This window comes from Psychroserpens mesophilus, assembly GCF_000826645.1.
Lineage (GTDB): Bacteria > Bacteroidota > Bacteroidia > Flavobacteriales > Flavobacteriaceae > Psychroserpens > Psychroserpens mesophilus.
The window spans coordinates 115,002-136,775 of record NZ_JXJP01000003.1; the positions used below are offsets into that span (position 1 = coordinate 115,002).

Below are 21,774 nucleotides of genomic sequence, written 5' to 3' on the forward strand. Positions count from 1 at the left end.
AATTACTTGTCTTCTAATCGGTCTTTAACAAACTCAATCTCTGTTTTGCCATGAGGTTTTGGCTTTCCGTCGTCTCCAAGGTTAACCATGATGATACTGTCAACTGTTAAAATGGTCTCTCTTGTCATTTTATTACGGACTTCACATTTTAAGGTTAATGATGATTTTCCAAACTTTAGAACTTCAATACCAATCTCGACTATATCGCCTTGTTTTGCTGATGCCATAAAGTTTATTTCAGACATATACTTTGTGACCACTTTAGAGTTTTCTAATTGAATAACGGTATAAAGCGCAACTTCTTCATCAATCCATGCTAGTAATTGTCCGCCAAATAAAGTTTGATTCGGATTTAAATCTTCGGGTTTTACCCATTTTCTTGTATGAAATCTCATATATGTTTTGTTATTAAGTCGTTAATTTTTAAAGTTGTTCTATGTAGTTTAACATAATGTATCAATTAATACTTGCGAAAAACTTACATCAAAATCTTAAAGATTATTCAAGCTTCCAGATGTTATGATAATACGTGTACCAAAGATAATTGTTTGTAGCTTTAAACTAAAGCTATTGATATTACTATACGCTATAGTTTAATATAAAAAACAGATTTGTTAATAACGCAGTTAACAAGATATAGTCAAGTCGGCAAATTAGCCTCTCATAATCTCTATTTTTATTTAAAATTAAAGCCATGAATGATCGATCTACCAATTTAAAATCTATCAGACCTGTAATTGCTTCAGCGCAAGTAAATGATACAATGTCTGCTGATGAGTGCTTTCAGAATGCTACGTTACGACCTATTATCAAAATGCAAAATCACCTGTTAATTGTCGTATTTAGAAATTATATCGCTAAACGAAAAAATGTCTTTTATGATTTGTCTTTAGTTAAGCAGTTGGACTATATTGAAAATGCTATTCAGAAAGATATGAAGTTTAGAAATTCAGTCAAAGGCATGATTATCGGACAATTTACTGTGGAAGAGTATGATTTGTATATCCAAAATTCTTCAGCTTTAAATAAACGCATGATGTCTATTGTAAAAGAACGCTTGGTAAGCAACATTCAATTATTCACACAACCTCTTGCGCAAGCTATATGAGTACTTTAAAATCTAAATTGTTCGACATCTGTTTGACTCATGTGAATAAGCGTATTTCAAGTTATAAAGACGAAATTGAAACCATTAAAGAATCGATTGACAGTAATGATAAAAGTACAGATGAAGATGATGATTCTGGAAATGGAAAACTCATGAACGATTTAGAAAAAAATGCACAATATTTGAGTGATGCTCATAAAATGCTAGACATTATTAAATTGATTAATCCGAAAACAACACATCAAAATGTGGTGTTAGGAAGTTTGGTAAAGACTAGTTCGGCTAACTTTTATATCGCTGTAAGTATTGGCAAAGTGGATGTTGACGATGAACCTTATTTTATTATTTCAAAATCTTCACCAATTGGACAATTGCTACTAAACAAAGTGGTGGGAGACGAAATTGCTTTTAATGAGAACCGTTATAAAATTCTAGACATCAAATAATTGTTTCTCCATTAAGATTGGTAGTTAATACATCGCTCATATAATCGAAAAATGGTCGAATGGTTTTGAATGATGTATTGACATCATTTAAAAAGTCATCACTTATAACTTCTTTATCTGTATAATTCTTGGTAAAAATGTATTGTTTCTTTCGGATTAAATCAATGGCAGGATGATCCTTGTCGAAATCTCTTGGTGCTGTTTTTAATTCATCTCCAACAAATTTGCCCCAAACAGATTTAAACGTATTGTCATTAATGATGGCTCTAATTTCCTGATCATCTTGCTCAAATTCACGTCTGATTCTCAATAAATCCTCTTTGTTAGGTTCCCAAAATCCTGTGGCGATAAATGATTTGTTATTGGGTTGAATGTGTACATAATAACCACCTCTTAATTCAGGTTTTTTTCTTTTGAATGAACCACCAAAGTACGTTTTATATGGTAATTTATTTTTAGAAAAACGAACATCTCTATAAATTCTAAACAGTTTAAATTCATCAACGAGATCATGTGTATTTAAAGATTCGTAAATGAATTTGTAGGCCTCTTTAGCTTTAGCCTCAAGAGTTTTAAATTCTTTTTTATGGTCGTTAAACCAGTCTCTGTCATTATGGTGTTCTAGTTTATTAAAAAAGTCAAGAATATCTTTTGAGAATTTAGGTGTCGCCATGGTTTACATTTGAAGTTTAAAAGTACAAAAAAAGTCCCGACAAGATATCGAGACTTCCAGTAATTACTACCGAGATGTATTAGAACTTAGTGTCACTTTTAAACTCTTTAGTTACTAACATTTCTAAATCAGCATTATAATATTCTACGACAAAATTACCAGCTTCATTAAAATATCCAACTCCCGAATAATTATCCATAGTAAGAATATAGTATTCGTTGTTTGTTGAGCGAGCTGCGAATCCAATATCGTTACTCTCGGCATCACTCATTGTAAATCCTTTTTTATTGGATGTAAACAGATACTTTCCATTTTCATCTGTATAATAAATGACTTTATCTGTCGTGTCGTAAAACGGATCGTTGTCGTTATCTACACTAATTGTTTTAGTGACTTTGACTTTTGGAAACACTCTTTGGTTATTTATGGTACTACTGTCTTTAGGAGTTGTCATAACTTCTTGAGTTTTGGAAGTCGTAACTTTAACTTTGTTTTCAACAATTTTACCGTCCTTATTAACTTTTATAGTTTTTGTTTTCGTCTCCTCTACCTTATCAACTGGTTTATTTTGAGCATAAGCTCCAGTTACCATTAGTAAAGAAAATGCATAAATTAAATATTTCATTTTTTTGTGTTTAATGGTTATTCGTTATTAATCAGTCTTTCTAATTAATTATTGTCATCACCTGCTTCTTCAGCGACTTCTTCGATTTCATCTTGTAAATCTTCAGCAGCATCTTTAACGTCATCTGCGGTATTTTCAAGATCTTCATTGACCTCTTCCATCGCAGCTTCTATTTTCTCTTCAGGTGTTTTCTCTTCTCTACAGCCAATCATTATGAGTCCTAAAGCACATATGATTGTGAATGTTGTGATTATTTTTTTCATAATAAATAGATTAATTAGTTATCATCTGCAAGGTCTTCAACTTCATCTTCAACGTCGTCTGCAGCATCTTCAATAGCATCTCCTGTATCTTCTACAGCTTCTTCTACTTTTTCTCCAGCAGATTTCTCTTCTCTACAGCTTGTGGTTAATAAACTTAAGCTAAATAATGCGATAAATACAAAGGTTAATTTTTTCATTTTGAATTGATTTTAGATTAATATAATTTGTTTTAAAACGTGCGTTTATTTTTTTACTAGTCCTTTTAATAATGATAGTGCAAATAGTACTATAAATATGAAAAAGATGATTTTAGCAATGCCTGCAGCTGCTCCAGCGATTCCACCGAATCCTAAAATTGCAGCAATTATTGCTATTACTATAAATGTGATTGTCCAACGTAACATAATTTTATGGTTTTAATAATTAGTATATATGAGTCACTGTCGATCAGTACTCTTTGAAATCAAGCTTAGCAGCTTACTCTATGATATGTGAGTTAACATACGTTTGCATGACGAATTTTTAGTTATTAGAAAATGATTCTTCTAGAGTATCAGCTTTGACATTTAAATTGTTGTCAAATTGTAAGGTTCTGATAGGGAATGGAATATTAATACCTTCATTATCATAGGCCTTTTTAATTTCAATGATGGCTTTGGTTTTAGCTCTCAATTTTTCAAGCATGCTTTCAGCATCAATCCAGAAACGACATAAATAATTGATGGAACTATCTCCAAATTCTGTGTAATAGAACTCTACATCCTCAGGACTTTCAACTTGATCGAAAGTATTTGCAATAGTTGACTTGGTTAATTTTTCAACCAATTCTAAATCGGATTCATAACCCACACCACATTCTAAAAACACTCTCATTTTTGTTGTTAAAGAATAATTCTTGATAGGGTTTTCTAATATCATTTTATTCGGAACAACAACAATATTATTATCAGCCTCTTTTAGAATAAACGTGTTCAAATTGATATCTATAACTTCACCAGAATACCCATTGGTTTCAACCCAGTTGCCTATTCTAATTCTGTTTCTGAAGGATAACACAATACCAGAAACCGTGTTTGATAGTGTGCCTTGTAAAGCAAGACCTACGACTAAACCAATAACACCTGCACCAGCGAGAAGCGATGTTAATGCCTGACTTAGATTAAGTATCCCTAATGCCAAAAATAATCCCACTAATACTGTTATAACTGAAGCGATTCTAGAAACTACTAAACTTATAGATTTTTGTTCAACGCGTTTGCCCACTAGTTTTTCTACTAGCTTACTTACATATCTTGCTACAAAAAACGCAGTGACAAATACTACGATTGCCAAAACTAAATTTGGTAAATTCTCTATAATAGCATTAAACCAACCTAAAAGTTTATCTTTTAAATTACCGAATGCTGTGCTCAATTGTTCTTCCATTTTCGTTTCTTTTTATTATTTAATAATGTTGGAGGTTTAAAGCATCAAACCAACATACGCAATATAGTTATGTTGGTTTGGTAGGGTTTGCTTATTTGATTTTATTCTTTGCTCTAATAAGCAATTCGTGATGTTTCAGTGTTATGAGGTGATGGTATCCACTTTCAATTTATCGGAAGTGTTTTTAGTCCATGCATTTAACATCCAGCTTGATTTCTCCATCTCTCTGATGTAAGCTCCAATTAAATCAATAGTACCTTCATCTGAAGCACTTTCAGCTTTTTCAATAACGACACTCATTTGGTGCAGCAAGATTTTATGGTCGTTTAAAATTTCTAAAACCATGTCTCTATCAGATTTTAATGGTGATACCTCTTTAACATCTGAAATTTCTAAATAATCACTCAATTTACTCATTGGATGATGTCTGAGTGTCAACACACGTTCAGCGATTTCATCAATCTTAGTGCGTGCGTCAGTGTATAATTCTTCAAATTTATTGTGTAAATCGAAAAAGTTTTCTCCTAGAATGTTCCAATGGAAACTTCTTAATTTTTGATAGTATACGTGGTAATTTGCAGATAATGTATTTAATTCTACAACAACAGGTATTAAATTTTCGTCTTTCATGTTCAAATAACTCATGGTTCTATGTTTTTTAGTGTTAATAATTAATTACACTATATAAACTATAGGTTATTTGAACTTTGTCAAGCGGTTTAACGACCTTTAACTGTATTAAGAATCAATTAACTTAAATTATGTTAAAGCCATTTCTTTCTTCTAAAATATATTAACATAATAATGAAGAGAACCAACATTGCACCCAGTAAAACGAAGTAGCCATTTTTGTATTGTAATTCAGGAATGTATGTGAAATTCATACCATAAATACCAGCAATAAACGTTAACGGAATAAAAATAGTAGCAATAATGGTTAAGACTTTCATGACTTCATTCATTTTATTACTAATGATAGTCATGTACATATCCATCAAACTCCAAACCATCTCGCGATATAAATCGATAGCTTCATTCACTTGGATGATGTGATCATACAAATCTCTTATGTAGCTTACCGATTTTTCGTTAATAATTGAATTATCAGATTTCTCAAGTCTGTTGATGACTTCCCTCAAAGGAAATATGGAACGTCTTATTTTTAATACTTCCTGTTTTAATTGCTGAATTTGTCCAGGTGTGGTTGAATTATCGGTTTGAGATTCAAAAATACTGGCTTCTAAATCTTCTATTTTATCACCTATGACTTCAATAACAGTAAAATAATTATCGACAATAGCATCCAATATAGCATACATTAAGTAATCTGCACCTTGTGATCGAATTCGGCCTTTAGCAGCTTTGATTCGTTCTCTCAAATCATCAAAAACATCACCATCAGATTCTTGAAAGGTTAACACATAATCTGAACCAACGACCATACTTAAGTGCTCATATTGCAAATCATCATCATCCTTAAAATAGAGCATTTTAAACACTACAAAAAAATAGTTCTCAAATTCTTCAAGTTTAGGTCTTTGGCTTGTGTTTACAATATCTTCTAAGGTTAAAGGATGTAGTTTGTAATGGGTTCCAAGTTTTTCAATATCTTCTATATTATTGAGTCCGTTTATATTAATCCATGTTACCTGTTCATTTCCTTCAAAGTGAAAGCCATCTTCAACATCATTGCAATCAAGTTTTGTAAACGTTTGATTAGAATAATTAATGATATCAATGACAGTTTTTAAAGAGGTCTTTTTTCCTTTGTAGGCCATTGTGCCTGGAGGTAAATTGGATGCTTTATAAGCTCTTTTTTTCTTTTTGACTTTCATTAAATATGAGATTATTGACGTGTGTTAAAAGTATAAAAACTTTTTCGGATAGCATTAGTCTATTTATTTATAAGTATTAGCTATTATAAATACATTGTAGTCGTATATTATACATTTACCTTTGATAAATTAAAGTAAGGCTTGCATATTGATTATATTTTTACTAATATGCAAATTAATCCTTCATAAAATATAATTCATGGGAAGACCTCCAACTAAACCTATAAAATTCAGAGACGGATTTTATATCGAAATAAGAAACAAAGGAAAAAATACAGGGATCAAGTTACATCGAGATACCAAAGAACAAATGTTAAGAACAATCAAAGAATATGAACAAACTAAGGATGTTCTTATTCTTGGTGAATCGAAAAACGGAAAGTGGGTTAATAAAACACCTGTTTTACACGTTGTAGAAGATTAGCAATAAATTTTTTAGAATATACCTTTCTTAGATTTACAACTTCTGTAAATCTTAGAGAGGTTTTTTTATGTATTATTATTAATTTTCTTAAATTGTTGTCAATAACTAACTAAAATCATAAATATTATGACGACTATTTCTACTACGAAACCACCTGTTGGGTTTTGGATTATTGCAGTTGTAGCCCTTATCTGGAATGCTATGGGTGTTATGGCTTATCTTGTTCAGGCCTTTATAACAGATGAAGCAATTGCATCATTACCTGAAGAACAACAAGCAGAGTTTTTAATTGAACATCCTGCTTGGTATACTGCAGCATTTGCTTTAGCAGTTTTTTGCGGAGCCTTGGGCTGCCTTGCCTTACTTCTAAGAAAGAAATGGGCGTATATGCTGTTTGTAGTTTCATTTATATCAGCTACGATTCAGCAAGTGTACCTCATGGTAACGGTTGAAGGCATTAGTGTAGTGATGCCTATCATGATTATTATAATTTGCGCATTCTTAGTGTGGTTTTCAAAAATGGCTAGCACAAAAGGATGGCTTAAATAATATATATTTGATGTTAAAGTATAAAAAAAAGGCATTCGGTAATTGAATGCCTTTTTTTGTGTTATAATGTTTTTAAACTGTTACTTATAATTGATTGGTATGATAAGCCACCAAACCTTCAATCGGACGTCTTTCAAAATTTCCAACGGTAAAGCCTAATTCATTGGCAACCTGTCGAATTTCATTTTCAGAAAAGAATGCAATAGAACCAGCGAAATGCACAGGAACTGTTTTCAATTCTTCTTTAAATTGAAAAATCATATTTTTAACAAACACACGAATACCTTTTTTTATTAATTCTATGATGTATTCAGAGTCTTTATTTAAGAACATGAATTCAGCAAAACTAGCTAAATAGGCATTTGGGTTGGGTTGTTTATAAAGATTGTATTTGATATAATCTGCATCTAAATTATATTTATGCTCAAATGCCACTTTAATATCTTCTGGCATTTTATTAAAGTAGTAATCTTTGATTAATTCCTTTCCGTAGTAATTTCCTGAAGCATCATCCATTAAAATATATCCTAGTGATACGACGCGCTGATGTAGTTTTTTACCATCGTAATAGCTACAGTTTGAGCCTGTTCCCATGATACAAACAACAGCAGCTTCATTGCTATGATTTATGGTTGCTCGAACAGCTGCCATTGTATCTTCTTGGACTTCAATAGTAGCATTAGTGAAAATAGATTCAAGAATTTCTGCAAGCATTAATCTTGGCTTACTTGTTCCACAACCAGCTCCATAAAAAAATACATGTGTAACCTTGTCTTTAAACTGCATTAAATCATCACTATTTCTAATGATTTTATTTAGTTTTTTTTCTTTTAGAATGGCAGGATTAAGACCTTTAGTTCGAATTTTTTCATGCAGTTGATTGCCGTTATCATCAATGACAATCCAATCGCACTTTGTTGAGCCACTATCTGTTATTAAAATCATGCTAAAAAGTTAGAAAATTTAATCCGTAGTTAAAGAAACCAGTCGTTTCAATACCTACGGATTTTATAGAAATACATTTTTATAGACTGTTAACTTTTTGAGCTAAGTCAACTAATTTATTAGAATAACCAAATTCATTGTCATACCAAGATACAACTTTAAAGAATTTCGAATTTAACTCAATCGCTGCATCAGCATCGAAAATACTTGTACGTGCATCACTAACAAAATCTTGAGATACTACCAATTCTTCAGTATAACCTAAAACACCTTTCATAGCTCCTTCTGAAGTACTTTTGAAAGCCGCTTTAATTTCTGCTAATGAAGTTTCTTTTTCAGTTTTAAATGTTAAATCAACTACAGATACGTTAGCTGTTGGCACTCTAAATGCCATACCTGTTAATTTACCATTTAGCTTAGGAATTACTTTACCTACAGCTTTAGCCGCACCTGTTGACGCAGGTATAATGTTTAATAAAGCACTTCGTCCACCTCTAAAATCTTTACGAGATGGTCCATCTACTGTTAATTGAGTAGCAGTAGTAGCGTGAACTGTAGTCATTAAGCCTTCTACTAATCCAAAGTTATCATCAATAACTTTAGCCAAAGGCGCTAAACAGTTAGTTGTACAAGAGGCGTTAGAAACAATGTTCTGACTACCTTTTAGTTCATGATCATTAACACCCATAACAAACATTGGAGCGTCTTTACTTGGAGCAGAAATTACTACTTTTTTTGCACCACCATCAATATGATATTGAGCAGTTTCTAATGTTGTAAAAATCCCGGTACATTCTGCAACAACATCTGTTCCAACTTCATCCCATTTTAAATTTTTTGGATCTCTTTCAGCTGTAACTCTAATAGTCTTTCCATTAACAACCAAGTTGCCATCTTTAACTTCAACGTCTCCATCGAATCTTCCATGAACAGAATCATACTTTAACAAGTATGCTAAATGTTCTACATCTAATAAATCGTTAATAGCGACAACATCTACATCATTACGCTTTACAGTTGCTCTAAATACGATTCTACCAATTCTACCAAATCCGTTTATTCCTAATTTCATCTTTTATAATTTTCTAGTGTTAATATTTAATAAGGTTCTATCACTTATATCGACATGATATCTGATACTCGTAATAATTCTAAATTTATTTTTGACTTTCCTTTTACAGCTTGATCTAAAGGTGTTAAAGTCATCACATCATTTTTTAAACCAACCATACAATTTGTTTTTCCTGTAATTAAACTTTCTACAGCTTTTACGCCCATTCTGCTTGCCAGTACACGATCAAAACAAGAAGGTGATCCACCGCGTTGCATGTGCCCGAGAACCGAAACTCTTACTTCATACTCTGTCATGTGTTCTTCTACGTAATCTTTTAGTTCAAAGACATTTTTCCCAATTTTATCACCTTCAGCAACGACAACAATACTTGACGATTTACCAGACTGCTTACTGCGTCGTAAAGATTCTAAAAGTCGGTCAAGGCCAAGGTCTTCTTCCGGAATTAAGATTTCTTCTGCTCCTGCTCCAACACCTACATTTAAAGCAATATGACCAGCATCTCTTCCCATCACTTCAATAAAAAATAATCGGTTATGAGAACTTGCTGTATCACGAATTTTATCGATGACATCAACGACAGTATTTAAGGCAGTGTCGTAACCTAAGGTATGTGTTGTACCGAAGATATCATTATCGATAGTCCCAGGAATTCCCATAACTGGCATGCCATATTCCTGACTAAAAATCATGGCTCCCGTAAAGCTTCCGTCTCCACCGATAACAATAAACGCGTCGATACCAGCTTTCGTTAACTCATCGTAGGCTTTTTTACGTCCTTCTGCTGTTCTAAATTCTTTAGAGCGTGCCGACTTTAAAATTGTGCCTCCTTTGTTAATGATTCCTTTTACGCTTCGCGCATCCATAGATTTGAAATCCCCTTCAATCATACCTTCATATCCTCTATAAATCCCGATACATTCGATATTATGAAACGCACAGGCTCTAACGACAGAACGTATACCTGCATTCATTCCTGGAGAATCTCCTCCAGAGGTCATTACTCCTATTTTCTTTATGGTATGTAACATAAAAACCACTTTTGTTTTAGTAAAATTAGTAAACAAAATCTATATAAACCGTTGTATTTATGATAATTTAACGGCACGAAAAAAATTCAAACGTTTTCGTTAATAACTAATTGATGATTGTGATAAAAAGGCGATGTTTAATTGTTTTTTTTATCTGTTTCTGATGTCACAGTAATGAATTCTGGAAGTAAATTATCGTCTTCTTTTTTGGGTGGTTTCTTCTCGTCCTTCTCTTCCTTTTTATTTTTTCCAGAGAAGATGATTTCAATTAATTCTTTAAATGTATCAAATTCCACATTATAGGATAAACCTACACCTTGTGTGTAACCAATTTCTTCACCAAAATTTCGAATATTATTTTCTCTATTAAAAAATTTGGCAGTAAGCGTTCCTTCTTCGTTTAAAAGCACATCAATTTGTACATCTCCAGCAATGACCGTTTCGCTTACACCTCCTATGGGAACACCAACTTTTCCATTTATAAGAACTCTATCACTTATTTTCGTACTTAAGGTGAGTCCGATTTCATCATTAGTTTCATACTCGGTTGTTTGTTGACCAACTTGATAATTCACACCAATATTAATTTTATCACTACCATCGTTTCCTAAAATACTATTAAATAGCGAATTAACACGATCTGATATTGTACCGTAAGCACTTTGTCCTAAATTAAACTCGCTCGCAAATGAGCCAAAAGACAATACATTTAAAGCTTGAAATTCTCGAGACTCTTTGGTTTCTAATCGGTATTCTAACTCAGATCTGATATTAGAATCTACTCCAGGAAAATCAAAACTGAAGTCAGGCTCGGGCTGCTCTAGTTGTCCTGCCAGATTTATTTTTACTTCAACATCAATGTTCCTATTAATAGGATTATCTAATAATACAGAAGGATTTGCTTGAGCTTTGTAGATGGCTGTTAATCCAATTTGCGCTTTTAAAGGATCACCTTCCCAGCGCATTGAGCCACCAGGCACAACGGTTAATTTTTTCTGAACTAAGCCTCCATAGGCAAAATTATACGTGCCCTCAGTAATTTGAAAATCACCAAACATTTGAAATTTACCATTGGTATTGATGTCAAACAATAAATTACCATTCCCTTTTCCTTGAATGGTACTGCCAGAATTTTTATCGATAACGATTTCTATATCTGCATAAGGATTAACAAATAAGTTGAATTCTAATTGTAAGCCTTTAAATTCATTTTCTCTTATTATTTCTCCATTCTTTCTGGCATTCTTTTCTTCGGGAGTTAAAAACCGAATATAGGAGTTGTCGCCATAGGTTTCTAAATCACTTAAAGGTATTTTAAAGATGGTTCCTTCTGCAGTACTTCCATTGAATTCAATTTTAAGCGCATCGGTTGGCCCAACAATGTCAGCTTGACCATTGACGAAAGCTGTTCCGTAATACAATTCTTCTTCGTCATAATCGGTATTTAAAACTAAAAGTCTTGACGTATCGACATTTAATCCTAATTTCCAATCTGAAAAATTCTTATGGCTAATAAAACCGTTTAACGTTGCTTTTGAGAAATATTCGGAATCTGTAATTTCTACATCCTGAAAAATGAACTTTTGTGATTCTAATTTTACACGAGAATCAAAATCGAAGCTGTAATCTACATTCAAATATGGAATCGTAAGACCAGCATTATCTAATAAAAGGTCACCATTAATCTGAGGATCTTTTAAGCTACCTGTGACTTTAGCTCTACCAGTTACCAAGCCTCTTATATTGGTGATAACACCTTCTCCAAAAGGGTTTAACGGATTGAGTAAAAACTCATCAAAAGTAACGTCTAAATTGATATTAGAATTAGTATCGCTCACATCTATAGTTCCTTTAGCTGCTAAAGATTTTAGATTGTCATTTTTAAGACTCAGGTCAACAACATAATTGGTTAATGATTCATTTCCAGACACATTAGCCTTGAGTTCTCCTAATTCATAATCGTTTGCCTTTAAATCACTGATAATAACATTTGAACTTGGTAAGTAAATGCCATTATCTTGTAAAATTTTTAGTTTGCCATTAACTCTTCCTTCTAAGGTTAAACTATCGATACGAGGTGTGATTTTGGTCAAATCAACATTGGTAAAATTAAGATTGATATCTTTCGAAATGTCATTATCAATATTACCATAAAGTTCAATTTGTTCTCCAAAGTGAGTCATGATTATATTATCAATATCAAAAGCGACTAAATTTCTATCGAAAATTATTTTATTGGCAGCATCTTTTTCTTCGTTTATAGTCCAGGTATTTTCTTTAAACGTGATATCAGATTTTCTAAAACCAACTACTGAATTTTGATCTTCATTTATGGTGTAAAACAAGTTTAAATCGAAATTATCTCTGTTTTGCTTACCACCTTTAAATTCAGATTTTATAAATAAAGTATCCCTTTGTGTGACGTTGATTAAACTAAATTCAGAAACATTATAGAAGTTAGTTCCTAAAGAGTCTATTTCGATATACGTATTAAAAACAGGATTATTATTATCAACTAATACCGATAGATCTTTCGCAAAATATTCTTTAAGTTTAATTTGAGGTGATTTGAATGTGAGGTTGAATTTTTTCTCATTGGTTTCAATTCTACCTTTAATAGTTGTATTGGGACCCAATTCTAAATCGTGATAAAACGCTTCAACAATTTTATTGTAAATTTTAAAATTAAATTCGACATATTGGTCCGTTTTAATTTGGTGAGGCGAATAATTTGTATAAATACTTCCGACCGAATTTTCTGTTAGTTTTGCAAGGTCTTCAAATTTAAAATTCCCTTTCATTGTGCCTTCAATGATATCTGGAGAATTGATAATTACTGTTCGCTGTTCATTTTCGAATGTTGATGTAATGATAAAGTCTTCAAAAAAATAACTGTCATTTTCATTAATGTAGGTCGTATTTTTAAAATTTAAGGTTCCAAACGCATCATCAATTCCAGAGCCTTTCATTGAGATACTTACATTACCTTTAAACACTGATAGACTATCTTTATCAATAAAATTTAGAGCTTTAAGATTTGCGTAGTCCACATCTGCATTAAAGTCAAAGCTTTTTACATCTTTAGACAAATCGGCTAAACCATCAAACTTGAATTTGAAATTTTCATCTTTTGATTCTAGGAGTCCATTAAATACCTGATTTCCTAATTTACCAGAAACATCAATATCCTGATAGTTATAATCGTTATACTCTATTTGAAATACCTTACCAGAAACTTGAGTACTAAGGTTATCGATAGTAAAACCTTTTCCATCTACATCTAAGTCAAACGATGTTGTTTTTACATTAGGATCATTAAGTAACTCACCTAAATTAAACTCGTCAAACACAACATTCCCTATATAATTGGCATTATCAATGTCATCGATATGAGTCATTTTCATATCAGACACAATAATACCCAAATCGGTATTGATTTTAATATCGGCATCTATAGTGCTATCTGTTATATACGAGGTGCCTGTGATTCTGAAATCGCCGAGTTTAGAAAATACTGATGGAATTGATTCTCCTAATATATTTGGAAGTAGTGCTTTTAAATCATAGTAGTTTGACGAAAGGTTGTCATAGCGACCATTCATAGAAAAATCACCTTCTGCGCTGCTAAACAAATTTTTAAAATTCAGATCACCAAAAATTTTTGTTCTGCCACTAGCATTCAATTGTAGGTTATTGGCATTCAAATCATTTAATGTCCCTTTTAAATTAACATTGAGTGTGGCTTTTTGATCTACCCCAAATTCGTTGTAAAAGGTATTTAAATCATTAAGCGATACTTCTGAGTCTATGAAATTAGCTGTAACCAGAACTTTATCTTCAAAATTCTTAAAATCTTCGCGATTGTAATCAAAGCGTAAATCACCTTGCAAAATTGATGTTTCGGTTTTAATACTTAAATTTTCAAAATTCATATAGGTTAGTGTATATTCAAAATCGGTCATCAAATTTTGAATATGTGCACCTCTACTATCTTTAAAAGCTAAAGTATTGATTCGCGTTTTGACATCACTACCATCTATAACAAAATTAGTTGCGTTTATATTCAGTTCGTTAAACTCTAAAACCTTGTGATTTTCTCTATTTTCATCAATAAGCCGAAAAATACCATTATAAATAGACACATCACTGGAAGATAATAAGAACCCACTTTTTTCAGGTCTAGGATTGTCCTCATCAAATCGAGCAACAAAAACATCTAGGTTAGTATCTTGTTCACCTTCATAGGTTTTGATATTAAGAATTAAATCATAAATGTCAATATCCCCAAAATTAAGTTTGCCATTAGCGAGATTTCCGTAATTTAAAATTGAAGTGTTTAATTCTTGAATGGCTATAAGGGTATCTTTTTTGTAATCTTCAATGTAAATTTCTTTGAGTTCAACGTCGCCATTAAATTGTAATCCAACTTTACCTATATTGATATTTGTGCCAAAATCTTCATTCAATCTATTAGTAACATATTTTCCCAATGCAGTTTGAACAGGTGGAATAGATAATATGAGCACCAAAATGATGAACAAAAGCAATAAAATTGCTATTATTTTGGATAGTATTTTTAGGAATTTTTTGATACGCCTTTAAAGTTATAACTTTGACCTCAAAATTAACAATTATTGTGCCTAATTTATATTAATGAGTTCACAAAATATATATATTCTTGCTATTGAGTCGTCCTGCGATGATACTGCAGCTGCAGTAATGTTAAACGGTAAAATTTTAAGCAACATTGTAGCCAGTCAAAAAATACATGAGGAATATGGTGGAGTGGTTCCAGAATTGGCTTCGAGGGCACATCAGCAAAACATTGTTCCTGTTGTAGATCAGGCACTTAAGAAAGCAAATATTGATAAATCCCAATTGAGTGCAATAGCTTTCACTCGTGGTCCAGGATTGATGGGTTCATTACTAGTAGGCACATCTTTCGCAAAATCGTTGGCTTACGGATTAGAAATTCCGCTCATTGATGTGAATCATATGCAAGCTCATATTTTAGCACATTTTATTGAAGAAGCCGATTTTAAAAAACCTCCTTTTCCGTTTTTAGCGATGACGATTTCAGGTGGACATACGCAAATTGTTAAAGTGACATCTTATTTTGATATGGAAGTCATTGGTGAAACAATTGATGATGCCGTTGGTGAGGCTTTTGATAAAAGTGGAAAGATTCTGGGTTTAGGATATCCTGCTGGACCCGAAATTGATCGGCGAGCAACACTTGGAAATCCAAAAGCATTTCAGTTTACGAAACCCAAGGTCGATGGATTGAATTTTAGTTTTTCAGGATTGAAAACAGCTATTCTATATTTTATTCAGAGAGAAGTAAAATCCAATCCCAATTTTATCGAAAACAACTTGAATGATATTTGTGCGTCTATTCAATATACGATTATTGGCATATTAATGGACAAACTTAAGTTGGCAGTTAAGCAAACAGGAATCAAGCATATTGCTATTGGTGGCGGTGTTTCGGCAAATTCTGGTATTCGAGAAGCTCTTAAAAAAGGAGAACAGAAATTTGGATGGACGACTTACATTCCGAAGTTTGAATACACTACAGATAATGCCGCAATGATTGCTATTGTTGGTCATTTGAAATTTTTAGAAGGTAATTATGCTGAACAAAATGTGATGGCTTCAGCCAGACTGAAAATTTGATAAGTCGTTAGTTGTAAAGCTGTAGCTCACTCGTGTGAAAAGTTTAATCATATTAAAAAAAGAGATTATGGTTTTTATAATAATCAACCTACTCAACAACAAACAACTTTACATCTTAACAAAACTAAAGGGCAAGTGAAATCACATAATTCAATACGACTTTGCACCTCTATGTAAAAAATTACTCAAACTCTACCGAATTCAAAATCAAGCCTGAAGCAGGTGCAATAAAATCCATCACTTCTGAGCTGTCCTGTTTTAAGGAGTTTTCAATATAATTTAAATCGACTTCTCCTCTACCCAATTTGATGAGCGTTCCCATCATTAAACGAATTTGATTTCGTCCAAAACCTTTTCCTTTTACAATTAATGTATATGTGTTCTCTGGAAAGAAATTTGCAGTAAATAATGTGTTTTCAATTAATTTACAACTATCCACTGTTCTGGTATATAAACCTTGATCTGTAGCTCTGAAGCAATAGGGTTTAAAATTATGTTCGCCTTCAAAAAGTCGAGCACCTTCTTTCATAATCTCAATATCTAAATCGTCTAAAATCGTTGTCATTAAAGGCGCGCAAAACGGATGACATTTCTGTCCGAATGTAAACAAATAAACATATTCTTTAATTTTAGAATGCTGAATGATATTAAATTCGGCATTGACTTCTTCAATCGCTAAGGCTCTTAAATCTTGAGGAAGGTTATGATTAAACAGATTTAAAAAAGCAGTTTCGTCTTCAATTTTCTCGTAAACGAACAATTCAAAAGCCGATTCATTTGCAGACACCATAGCGTCAGTACGTCCAGAGCCAAGGGTTTTAAATTGCTTTCCGTCAAGAATGAAATTTAGTGTTCTGTCAATCATAAAATGTATGGTTTTCAATTTTGGCTGTTTTTGCCATCCATGAAACCGATATCCTAAATACTGAATCTTAATTAAATAATAAAAGCGCTTATTGAACATGATAACAAGAACGTTATTTTAATATATATTCCAAAAAAAACAGCCACTAAAATAGATTAGTGACTGTTCATATTTCAAAATATTTGAACTTATTTTATAACAAGTTTTTGAGTTTTAGTAGTGTTTCCATCTGACAGCTGTACAATATAAACTCCAGCACTCAAATCATGAACATTAATCGTGTTAACTGTATTTGAAACATTTAAGTTTTTATTTAGGACTACTCGACCTTGAATATCGTAAAGCGTAGCAATACTATTTTCTGTTAACTGACCTTTGATAATCAGTTCTTTAGTGGAATGATTTGAGTATATCAATACCGTTTCTAATTGAGATTCTAACGACGATAAGGTGTCGGCAGAATATCTTAAAAAGAAGCGACCTGTTCCTGTTAGATTACCAGCTGGTGTAAATGTATAATCTGTACTACTTAATAAGGTTAATGTGTTTGCTACAGTATCTTCAAGATACACATTTACGCTTGGTGGTAAAGATGAAGCATCATTAATGCTAATGGTCATTTCTCCATTAGCGACGGCATTTACACCTAATGGAATAACAACGTCATTAAAATCATTAAATGGTAAAGATTGTATGGCCATATCTAAACCTTCATTATCTTCAACAAGGTTGGTGAATATCGAAAATTCTCCGGCCGCACCTTGATATGAACCAGCATCAAAACCATGATCCAAACCTCTAGTTGTTCCATCAATAAAGTAAATGTCTGTATACGCATTATTTGTTGTACTTATAAGCGAAATTTTACTCAATACAATATTGATGTTTTCTGCCGAACGTCCAGAAATAAAATCATCAGCATTACCAGTCCGTCTCATTGTTGTGGTAAAATCGACTAATCCTCCTGTTGATTTCGCTTTAACAAAAAATGCTTGTCCCGGAGCAATTAATTCGGTTATTGCCTTGTCGTAAATAGTTGCTTGATTCCAAACGGTCCAGCCATTCGAAGCATCACCATCATAGCCATAGATGGCTTGATAAGCACTTGCAGAATCAAATTGAGATTGATTAACAGAGAAGAATTCACTAAAATCAATATAACTTGCATATGGATTGCCAATAAGGTTCCAAGCATTACCTGGTTCAGCATCAGAAATTGGAACGTTTAATACATCTGAACTTAAAACGGTTCCAGTAAAGGTTAATGAACTTCCATCAGTTGATGCTGTTCGATATCCTTGACCTGAATTCATCGTTGTTGCTGAATTTGCAACAGCATCGTAATTTTCATAAGCTCCAGTAACGGTGTTGTAAACAGCAAATGCTCTTAGAGTTCCTGAGGCTGGTAAGTTCGGATTTGAAGTTTCAAATGTGCCAAAACTTTGTCCTGAGAGTGGTGCTGAAATTAAATCGTTAGATCCTACAGGACCAACTTGAGCTGCATATCTATTATAATTTACAGTCCCTGTAAGAGTTCCGTTAACTATCATACTGGAGAACTGACTTGATGATGAATTTAATTCAACAGTTGTTGTTGTCATCGTTACACCAGAATTTATGGTTACTGAAGCACCTGCTTCTATCGTTAATTCGTCACATTGCGTATTCGCTGTTAATGTTATGTCTCCAGCAACCACATTAATCATATCAGTAGCTAAAGCCACACCTGTTGGATCACTTGGTGACCAGCCATTATTATACGTATAGATTGTTGGACCAGCCGAAGGTTGAATGTAAATTGTATAATCTTCAGACTGACCAGTTACTAAAGATGTATAACATGCTGAATCAATCAAACTGACACCACCATATCTGTCGTCTAACTCAGAAATTAATCGAATCCTAACATAATCACCATAAGGTATTGCAGTAGGATAAGTTAGTAATACTGGTGTCGTAGTATCTTCTGCTAAGTCATTTGCTAAATATTGTTGCTCAGCCTCATCATCAAAATCACCATCATCATTCCAATCAATCCAAACGCCCAATTGTTGCCAATTAACAGGAAACATCGTAACATTTACTGTGTTTGAAGTTGAAGCATCTATTTCAAAGTAATTAGAACAATTTCCAGAATTATCAATATTACCACCATCACTTCCCGAGCTAAAAGATGTAAATGCTACTCCATTTAATTCTACACCAACAATTCCAGAAGAAAAAGTAGATGTTGCGTTATTATTACACGCAGAAACAGGTGAACTATAAGTAGGATCAACAGGTTCATCACCTTTAGAATTAGCAATTGCTGTGCCTTCCATAGCGCCTCTTACTCTAGTTTTTTGATCATTTGTCATTAAATCTGTACACCAATAATAACTCATGATATTATTGATGGTATTATTATCTGCCCAAGGGTTTCCACTGTCACAAAAATTAGTTGTAGGACAAGTACTCGTTTCTCTTTGGTGAGGGACAGTATCTGCACAACCATCACCATTAGTTCCTACATCACTATCGTCCGGACACTGGTCAGAAACACCATCACCATTAGCATCATCGCCTTGAAAGGTGTGGTACAAATGAAAATAATGTCCAGCTTCATGAACCACTGTACTATTATCTCGTGCAAAGTTTAAAGGCCAAGACGGATTGGCATTAGTAGGATCATATCCAAAAACAGAATACATCATTACTGAACCTTCATACGGATTTCCATTATAAAAATTGGCATAGCCTTGAAATCCGCCACCTCCATTGTTACCATCAATTTCGGTGACAATCCACACATTAAAATAGTCGGTTTCTGGCCAACGGCTTAAATCTTTTAAAGTGGTCTCATCTGCTCCAGGACCTAAAAACGAAACACCATCAGAGGAGTAATTAGGAACACCAGAAGCATCAATTCGATTAATTCCAGTGGTTGCTAAACAGTTTTGATCACGCTGTGCTAAAGCAAATTGTATTTCAAAATCTATAGGACTAGCCGCTGTGAGGCCTCTGTAAAAATCATTGAGGTTGTCAATACTACTCTGAATTTGAGCATCAGAAATATTAGTACCAGTACCAACAGATTCACCTAAATGAAGCACATGAACTACTACTGGAATAGTGATTACTCCACCCATTCTATTTTGCATATTTCCAGATCTATTTTGACTCTCGAAAGACTCAATATATTTTTGAATCTTTTCTTCCATTTGCTCTTCTTGCTCAACAAATTCTGGATTTTGGCGAAGTAATTCTCTTTGGCTGTCAAATCCACATTCTTGTGCAAAAGACAAATAACCAAAGCATAAAAATACTAAGGCTACAAAATAAGTAAAGGATTTCATAATGATGATTTTAGTTGACTATTTGTTTCAAATATAATCCAATTCAATTAAAAACAATCAAGAAAAAAGGTTAATTCATCGTGTAACTGTAAAAGGCAGCAGTTAATTGTGTCTTTTATGTAGTACTTGGACTACATTTTCTAATTGAAATTCTTTTGCTTGCAATAAAATTAAAAAGTGAAATAACAAATCGGCACTTTCATTTAAAAACAAATCATCATTAGAATCTTTAGCTTCGATGACAACTTCAATAGCTTCCTCTCCTACTTTTTGTGCAATTTTATTAATACCTTCAGAAAATAATGATGCTACATAGGAATCTTCATTTGAGGGATTAATTTTCCTATCATTAATAATACCTTCCAGTTTGGATAAAAAGCCATAATTCGAAGAATTGTCCTCATTCCAGCAGGTGTCTGAGCCTGTGTGACAAGTTGAGCCTTGAGGGTCGACCATAATTAACAGTGTATCATTGTCACAATCTAATTTCATACTTACCAGATTGAGAACATTACCACTTTCTTCACCTTTAGTCCATAAACGCTGTTTCGTTCTACTAAAAAACGTCACCAAATTAGTCTCCAGAGTTGTCTTTAAAGCCTCCTCATTCATATATCCTAACATCAGCACCTTGTAACTAGTTGCATCCTGAATAATAGCTGGAACAAGTCCGTTATTTTTATTAAAATCTATAGTCATATCGTAATTAATTATGAGTTGCCAAATTAAATTCAGCATGTCAAACTTAAAGCCTGACCTCGATATTTTGTTTTCTTAATTCGTGTTTTAAATCTGAAATTTCAATCTCACCAAAGTGAAACACGCTAGCAGCAAGTGCAGCATCAGCATTTCCGTTTTTGAAGGCATCAATGAAATGTTGAACGCTTCCAGCTCCTCCTGATGCAATAACTGGGATGTTAACCATTTCTGACAGTTTTGCCAAAGCCTTATTAGCAAACCCATGTTTTGTGCCATCATTATTCATAGAAGTAAAGAGAATTTCACCAGCACCACGTTGTTCAACTTCTTTTGCCCAATCAAATAACCTTAAGTTTGTGGGAATACTTCCTCCGGCTAAATGAACAAACCATTCATCCTCAATTTGTTTGGCATCTATAGCAACCACAATGCATTGATTACCGAATTTATTAGATAATTCATTAATCAATTGCGGACGTTTAACAGCACTGGAATTAATAGAGACTTTATCTGCACCACAATGTAATAAGTCATCGACGTCTTCAATAGATGAGATGCCGCCTCCAACTGTAAAAGGAATATTAATATGTTCAGCAACTTTTAAAACCATATTGTGCATGGTTTTACGTTGTTCTAATGTTGCAGATATATCAAGAAACACCAATTCGTCGGCTCCTTTTGCCGCATACTGCTTTGCTAATTCTACGGGATCACCAGCATCACGCAAACCAACAAAGTTGACTCCTTTTACGGTTCTCCCATTTTTAATATCTAGGCAAGGAATAATTCGTTTTGTTAGCATA

22 protein-coding genes are annotated in these 21,774 nt (G+C 33.0%); 5 read left to right on the top strand and 17 right to left on the bottom strand.

Annotated features, from left to right (window positions below; all coding sequences use genetic code 11):
• Positions 1 to 2 precede the first annotated feature (2 nt).
• Positions 3 to 395 carry an acyl-CoA thioesterase gene (locus tag TD18_RS04340; RefSeq protein WP_040248994.1) on the bottom strand — a complete coding sequence of 131 codons (393 nt, stop codon included), beginning with the start codon at positions 393 to 395 and terminating at the stop codon, positions 3 to 5.
• Between the two features lie 299 nt (positions 396 to 694).
• Here TD18_RS04340 and TD18_RS04345 point away from each other — a divergent pair, with 299 nt between their 5' ends.
• Both TD18_RS04345 and TD18_RS04350 read left to right on the top strand, forming a co-directional pair.
• Positions 695 to 1,108, top strand: a complete 414-nt coding sequence (locus TD18_RS04345) for a hypothetical protein (RefSeq protein WP_040248997.1) — start codon at positions 695 to 697, stop codon at positions 1,106 to 1,108.
• The gene (locus TD18_RS04350; protein WP_040249000.1) at positions 1,105 to 1,554 is read left to right on the top strand and encodes a GreA/GreB family elongation factor; all 450 of its coding nucleotides are present in this window, start codon (positions 1,105 to 1,107) and stop codon (positions 1,552 to 1,554) included. Before TD18_RS04345 ends, TD18_RS04350 begins: the two co-directional genes overlap by 4 nt.
• On the opposite strand, the gene TD18_RS04355 is transcribed toward TD18_RS04350, so the two are convergent.
• From TD18_RS04355 to corA, 8 genes are all read right to left on the bottom strand, one after another.
• The gene (locus TD18_RS04355) at positions 1,547 to 2,227 is read right to left on the bottom strand and encodes a DUF2461 domain-containing protein (protein ID WP_040249003.1); all 681 of its coding nucleotides are present in this window, start codon (positions 2,225 to 2,227) and stop codon (positions 1,547 to 1,549) included. The two genes, TD18_RS04350 and TD18_RS04355, sit on opposite strands and share 8 nt — an antisense overlap.
• Before the next feature lie 79 nt (positions 2,228 to 2,306).
• Positions 2,307 to 2,852 (bottom strand): hypothetical protein, encoded by a 546-nt coding sequence (locus TD18_RS04360; protein WP_152611309.1) that lies wholly within the window; start codon positions 2,850 to 2,852, stop codon positions 2,307 to 2,309.
• A 44-nt stretch (positions 2,853 to 2,896) separates the two neighbouring features.
• Positions 2,897 to 3,115, bottom strand: coding sequence for a YtxH domain-containing protein (locus TD18_RS04365; protein WP_040249009.1), 219 nt, complete (start codon positions 3,113 to 3,115; stop codon positions 2,897 to 2,899).
• 14 nt (positions 3,116 to 3,129) lie between these two features.
• Positions 3,130 to 3,312: a hypothetical protein gene (locus TD18_RS04370; RefSeq protein ID WP_040249012.1), complete on the bottom strand. Its 183-nt coding sequence runs from the start codon at positions 3,310 to 3,312 to the stop codon at positions 3,130 to 3,132.
• 45 nt (positions 3,313 to 3,357) lie between these two features.
• Positions 3,358 to 3,519 carry a DUF1328 family protein gene (locus tag TD18_RS16950; RefSeq protein ID WP_084205842.1) on the bottom strand — a complete coding sequence of 54 codons (162 nt, stop codon included), beginning with the start codon at positions 3,517 to 3,519 and terminating at the stop codon, positions 3,358 to 3,360.
• Positions 3,520 to 3,637: 118 nt separating this feature from the next.
• The gene (locus TD18_RS04375; protein WP_040249015.1) at positions 3,638 to 4,540 is read right to left on the bottom strand and encodes a mechanosensitive ion channel family protein; all 903 of its coding nucleotides are present in this window, start codon (positions 4,538 to 4,540) and stop codon (positions 3,638 to 3,640) included.
• 141 nt (positions 4,541 to 4,681) lie between these two features.
• A complete protein-coding gene (locus TD18_RS04380; RefSeq protein WP_040249019.1) occupies positions 4,682 to 5,185 on the bottom strand; it encodes a Dps family protein in 504 nt (167 codons plus the stop codon).
• Positions 5,186 to 5,304: 119 nt separating this feature from the next.
• Positions 5,305 to 6,375: a magnesium/cobalt transporter CorA gene (gene corA, locus TD18_RS04385; RefSeq protein ID WP_040249022.1), complete on the bottom strand. Its 1,071-nt coding sequence runs from the start codon at positions 6,373 to 6,375 to the stop codon at positions 5,305 to 5,307.
• 199 nt (positions 6,376 to 6,574) lie between these two features.
• Here corA and TD18_RS04390 point away from each other — a divergent pair, with 199 nt between their 5' ends.
• Both TD18_RS04390 and TD18_RS04395 read left to right on the top strand, forming a co-directional pair.
• Entirely contained in the window at positions 6,575 to 6,799 is a 225-nt protein-coding gene (locus tag TD18_RS04390) for a hypothetical protein (protein ID WP_040249025.1), read from the top strand.
• A gap of 126 nt (positions 6,800 to 6,925) precedes the next feature.
• Entirely contained in the window at positions 6,926 to 7,348 is a 423-nt protein-coding gene (locus TD18_RS04395) for a hypothetical protein (protein WP_040249028.1), read from the top strand.
• Between the two features lie 84 nt (positions 7,349 to 7,432).
• On the opposite strand, the gene TD18_RS04400 is transcribed toward TD18_RS04395, so the two are convergent.
• From TD18_RS04400 to TD18_RS04415, 4 genes are all read right to left on the bottom strand, one after another.
• Positions 7,433 to 8,293, bottom strand: a complete 861-nt coding sequence (locus TD18_RS04400) for a BadF/BadG/BcrA/BcrD ATPase family protein (RefSeq protein ID WP_040249031.1) — start codon at positions 8,291 to 8,293, stop codon at positions 7,433 to 7,435.
• 79 nt (positions 8,294 to 8,372) lie between these two features.
• Positions 8,373 to 9,365 carry a type I glyceraldehyde-3-phosphate dehydrogenase gene (gene gap, locus TD18_RS04405; RefSeq protein ID WP_040249034.1) on the bottom strand — a complete coding sequence of 331 codons (993 nt, stop codon included), beginning with the start codon at positions 9,363 to 9,365 and terminating at the stop codon, positions 8,373 to 8,375.
• 44 nt (positions 9,366 to 9,409) lie between these two features.
• Positions 9,410 to 10,396, bottom strand: coding sequence for a 6-phosphofructokinase (gene pfkA, locus TD18_RS04410; RefSeq protein ID WP_040249037.1), 987 nt, complete (start codon positions 10,394 to 10,396; stop codon positions 9,410 to 9,412).
• Positions 10,397 to 10,533: 137 nt separating this feature from the next.
• Positions 10,534 to 14,937, bottom strand: a complete 4,404-nt coding sequence (locus TD18_RS04415) for a translocation/assembly module TamB domain-containing protein (protein WP_241480640.1) — start codon at positions 14,935 to 14,937, stop codon at positions 10,534 to 10,536.
• A 112-nt stretch (positions 14,938 to 15,049) separates the two neighbouring features.
• Here TD18_RS04415 and tsaD point away from each other — a divergent pair, with 112 nt between their 5' ends.
• On the top strand, positions 15,050 to 16,072 hold the full coding sequence (tsaD, locus tag TD18_RS04420; protein WP_040249040.1) for a tRNA (adenosine(37)-N6)-threonylcarbamoyltransferase complex transferase subunit TsaD: 1,023 nt from the start codon (positions 15,050 to 15,052) through the stop codon (positions 16,070 to 16,072).
• Between the two features lie 181 nt (positions 16,073 to 16,253).
• On the opposite strand, the gene TD18_RS04425 is transcribed toward tsaD, so the two are convergent.
• From TD18_RS04425 to hisF, 4 genes are all read right to left on the bottom strand, one after another.
• Positions 16,254 to 17,036 (bottom strand): tRNA pseudouridine synthase A, encoded by a 783-nt coding sequence (locus TD18_RS04425; protein ID WP_040249043.1) that lies wholly within the window; start codon positions 17,034 to 17,036, stop codon positions 16,254 to 16,256.
• An 89-nt stretch (positions 17,037 to 17,125) separates the two neighbouring features.
• Positions 17,126 to 20,272: a zinc-dependent metalloprotease gene (locus TD18_RS04430; RefSeq protein ID WP_040249046.1), complete on the bottom strand. Its 3,147-nt coding sequence runs from the start codon at positions 20,270 to 20,272 to the stop codon at positions 17,126 to 17,128.
• A gap of 102 nt (positions 20,273 to 20,374) precedes the next feature.
• Entirely contained in the window at positions 20,375 to 20,971 is a 597-nt protein-coding gene (hisIE, locus tag TD18_RS04435; protein ID WP_040249050.1) for a bifunctional phosphoribosyl-AMP cyclohydrolase/phosphoribosyl-ATP diphosphatase HisIE, read from the bottom strand.
• A gap of 46 nt (positions 20,972 to 21,017) precedes the next feature.
• Positions 21,018 to 21,773 (bottom strand): imidazole glycerol phosphate synthase subunit HisF, encoded by a 756-nt coding sequence (gene hisF, locus TD18_RS04440; protein ID WP_040249053.1) that lies wholly within the window; start codon positions 21,771 to 21,773, stop codon positions 21,018 to 21,020.
• Position 21,774 lies beyond the last annotated feature (1 nt).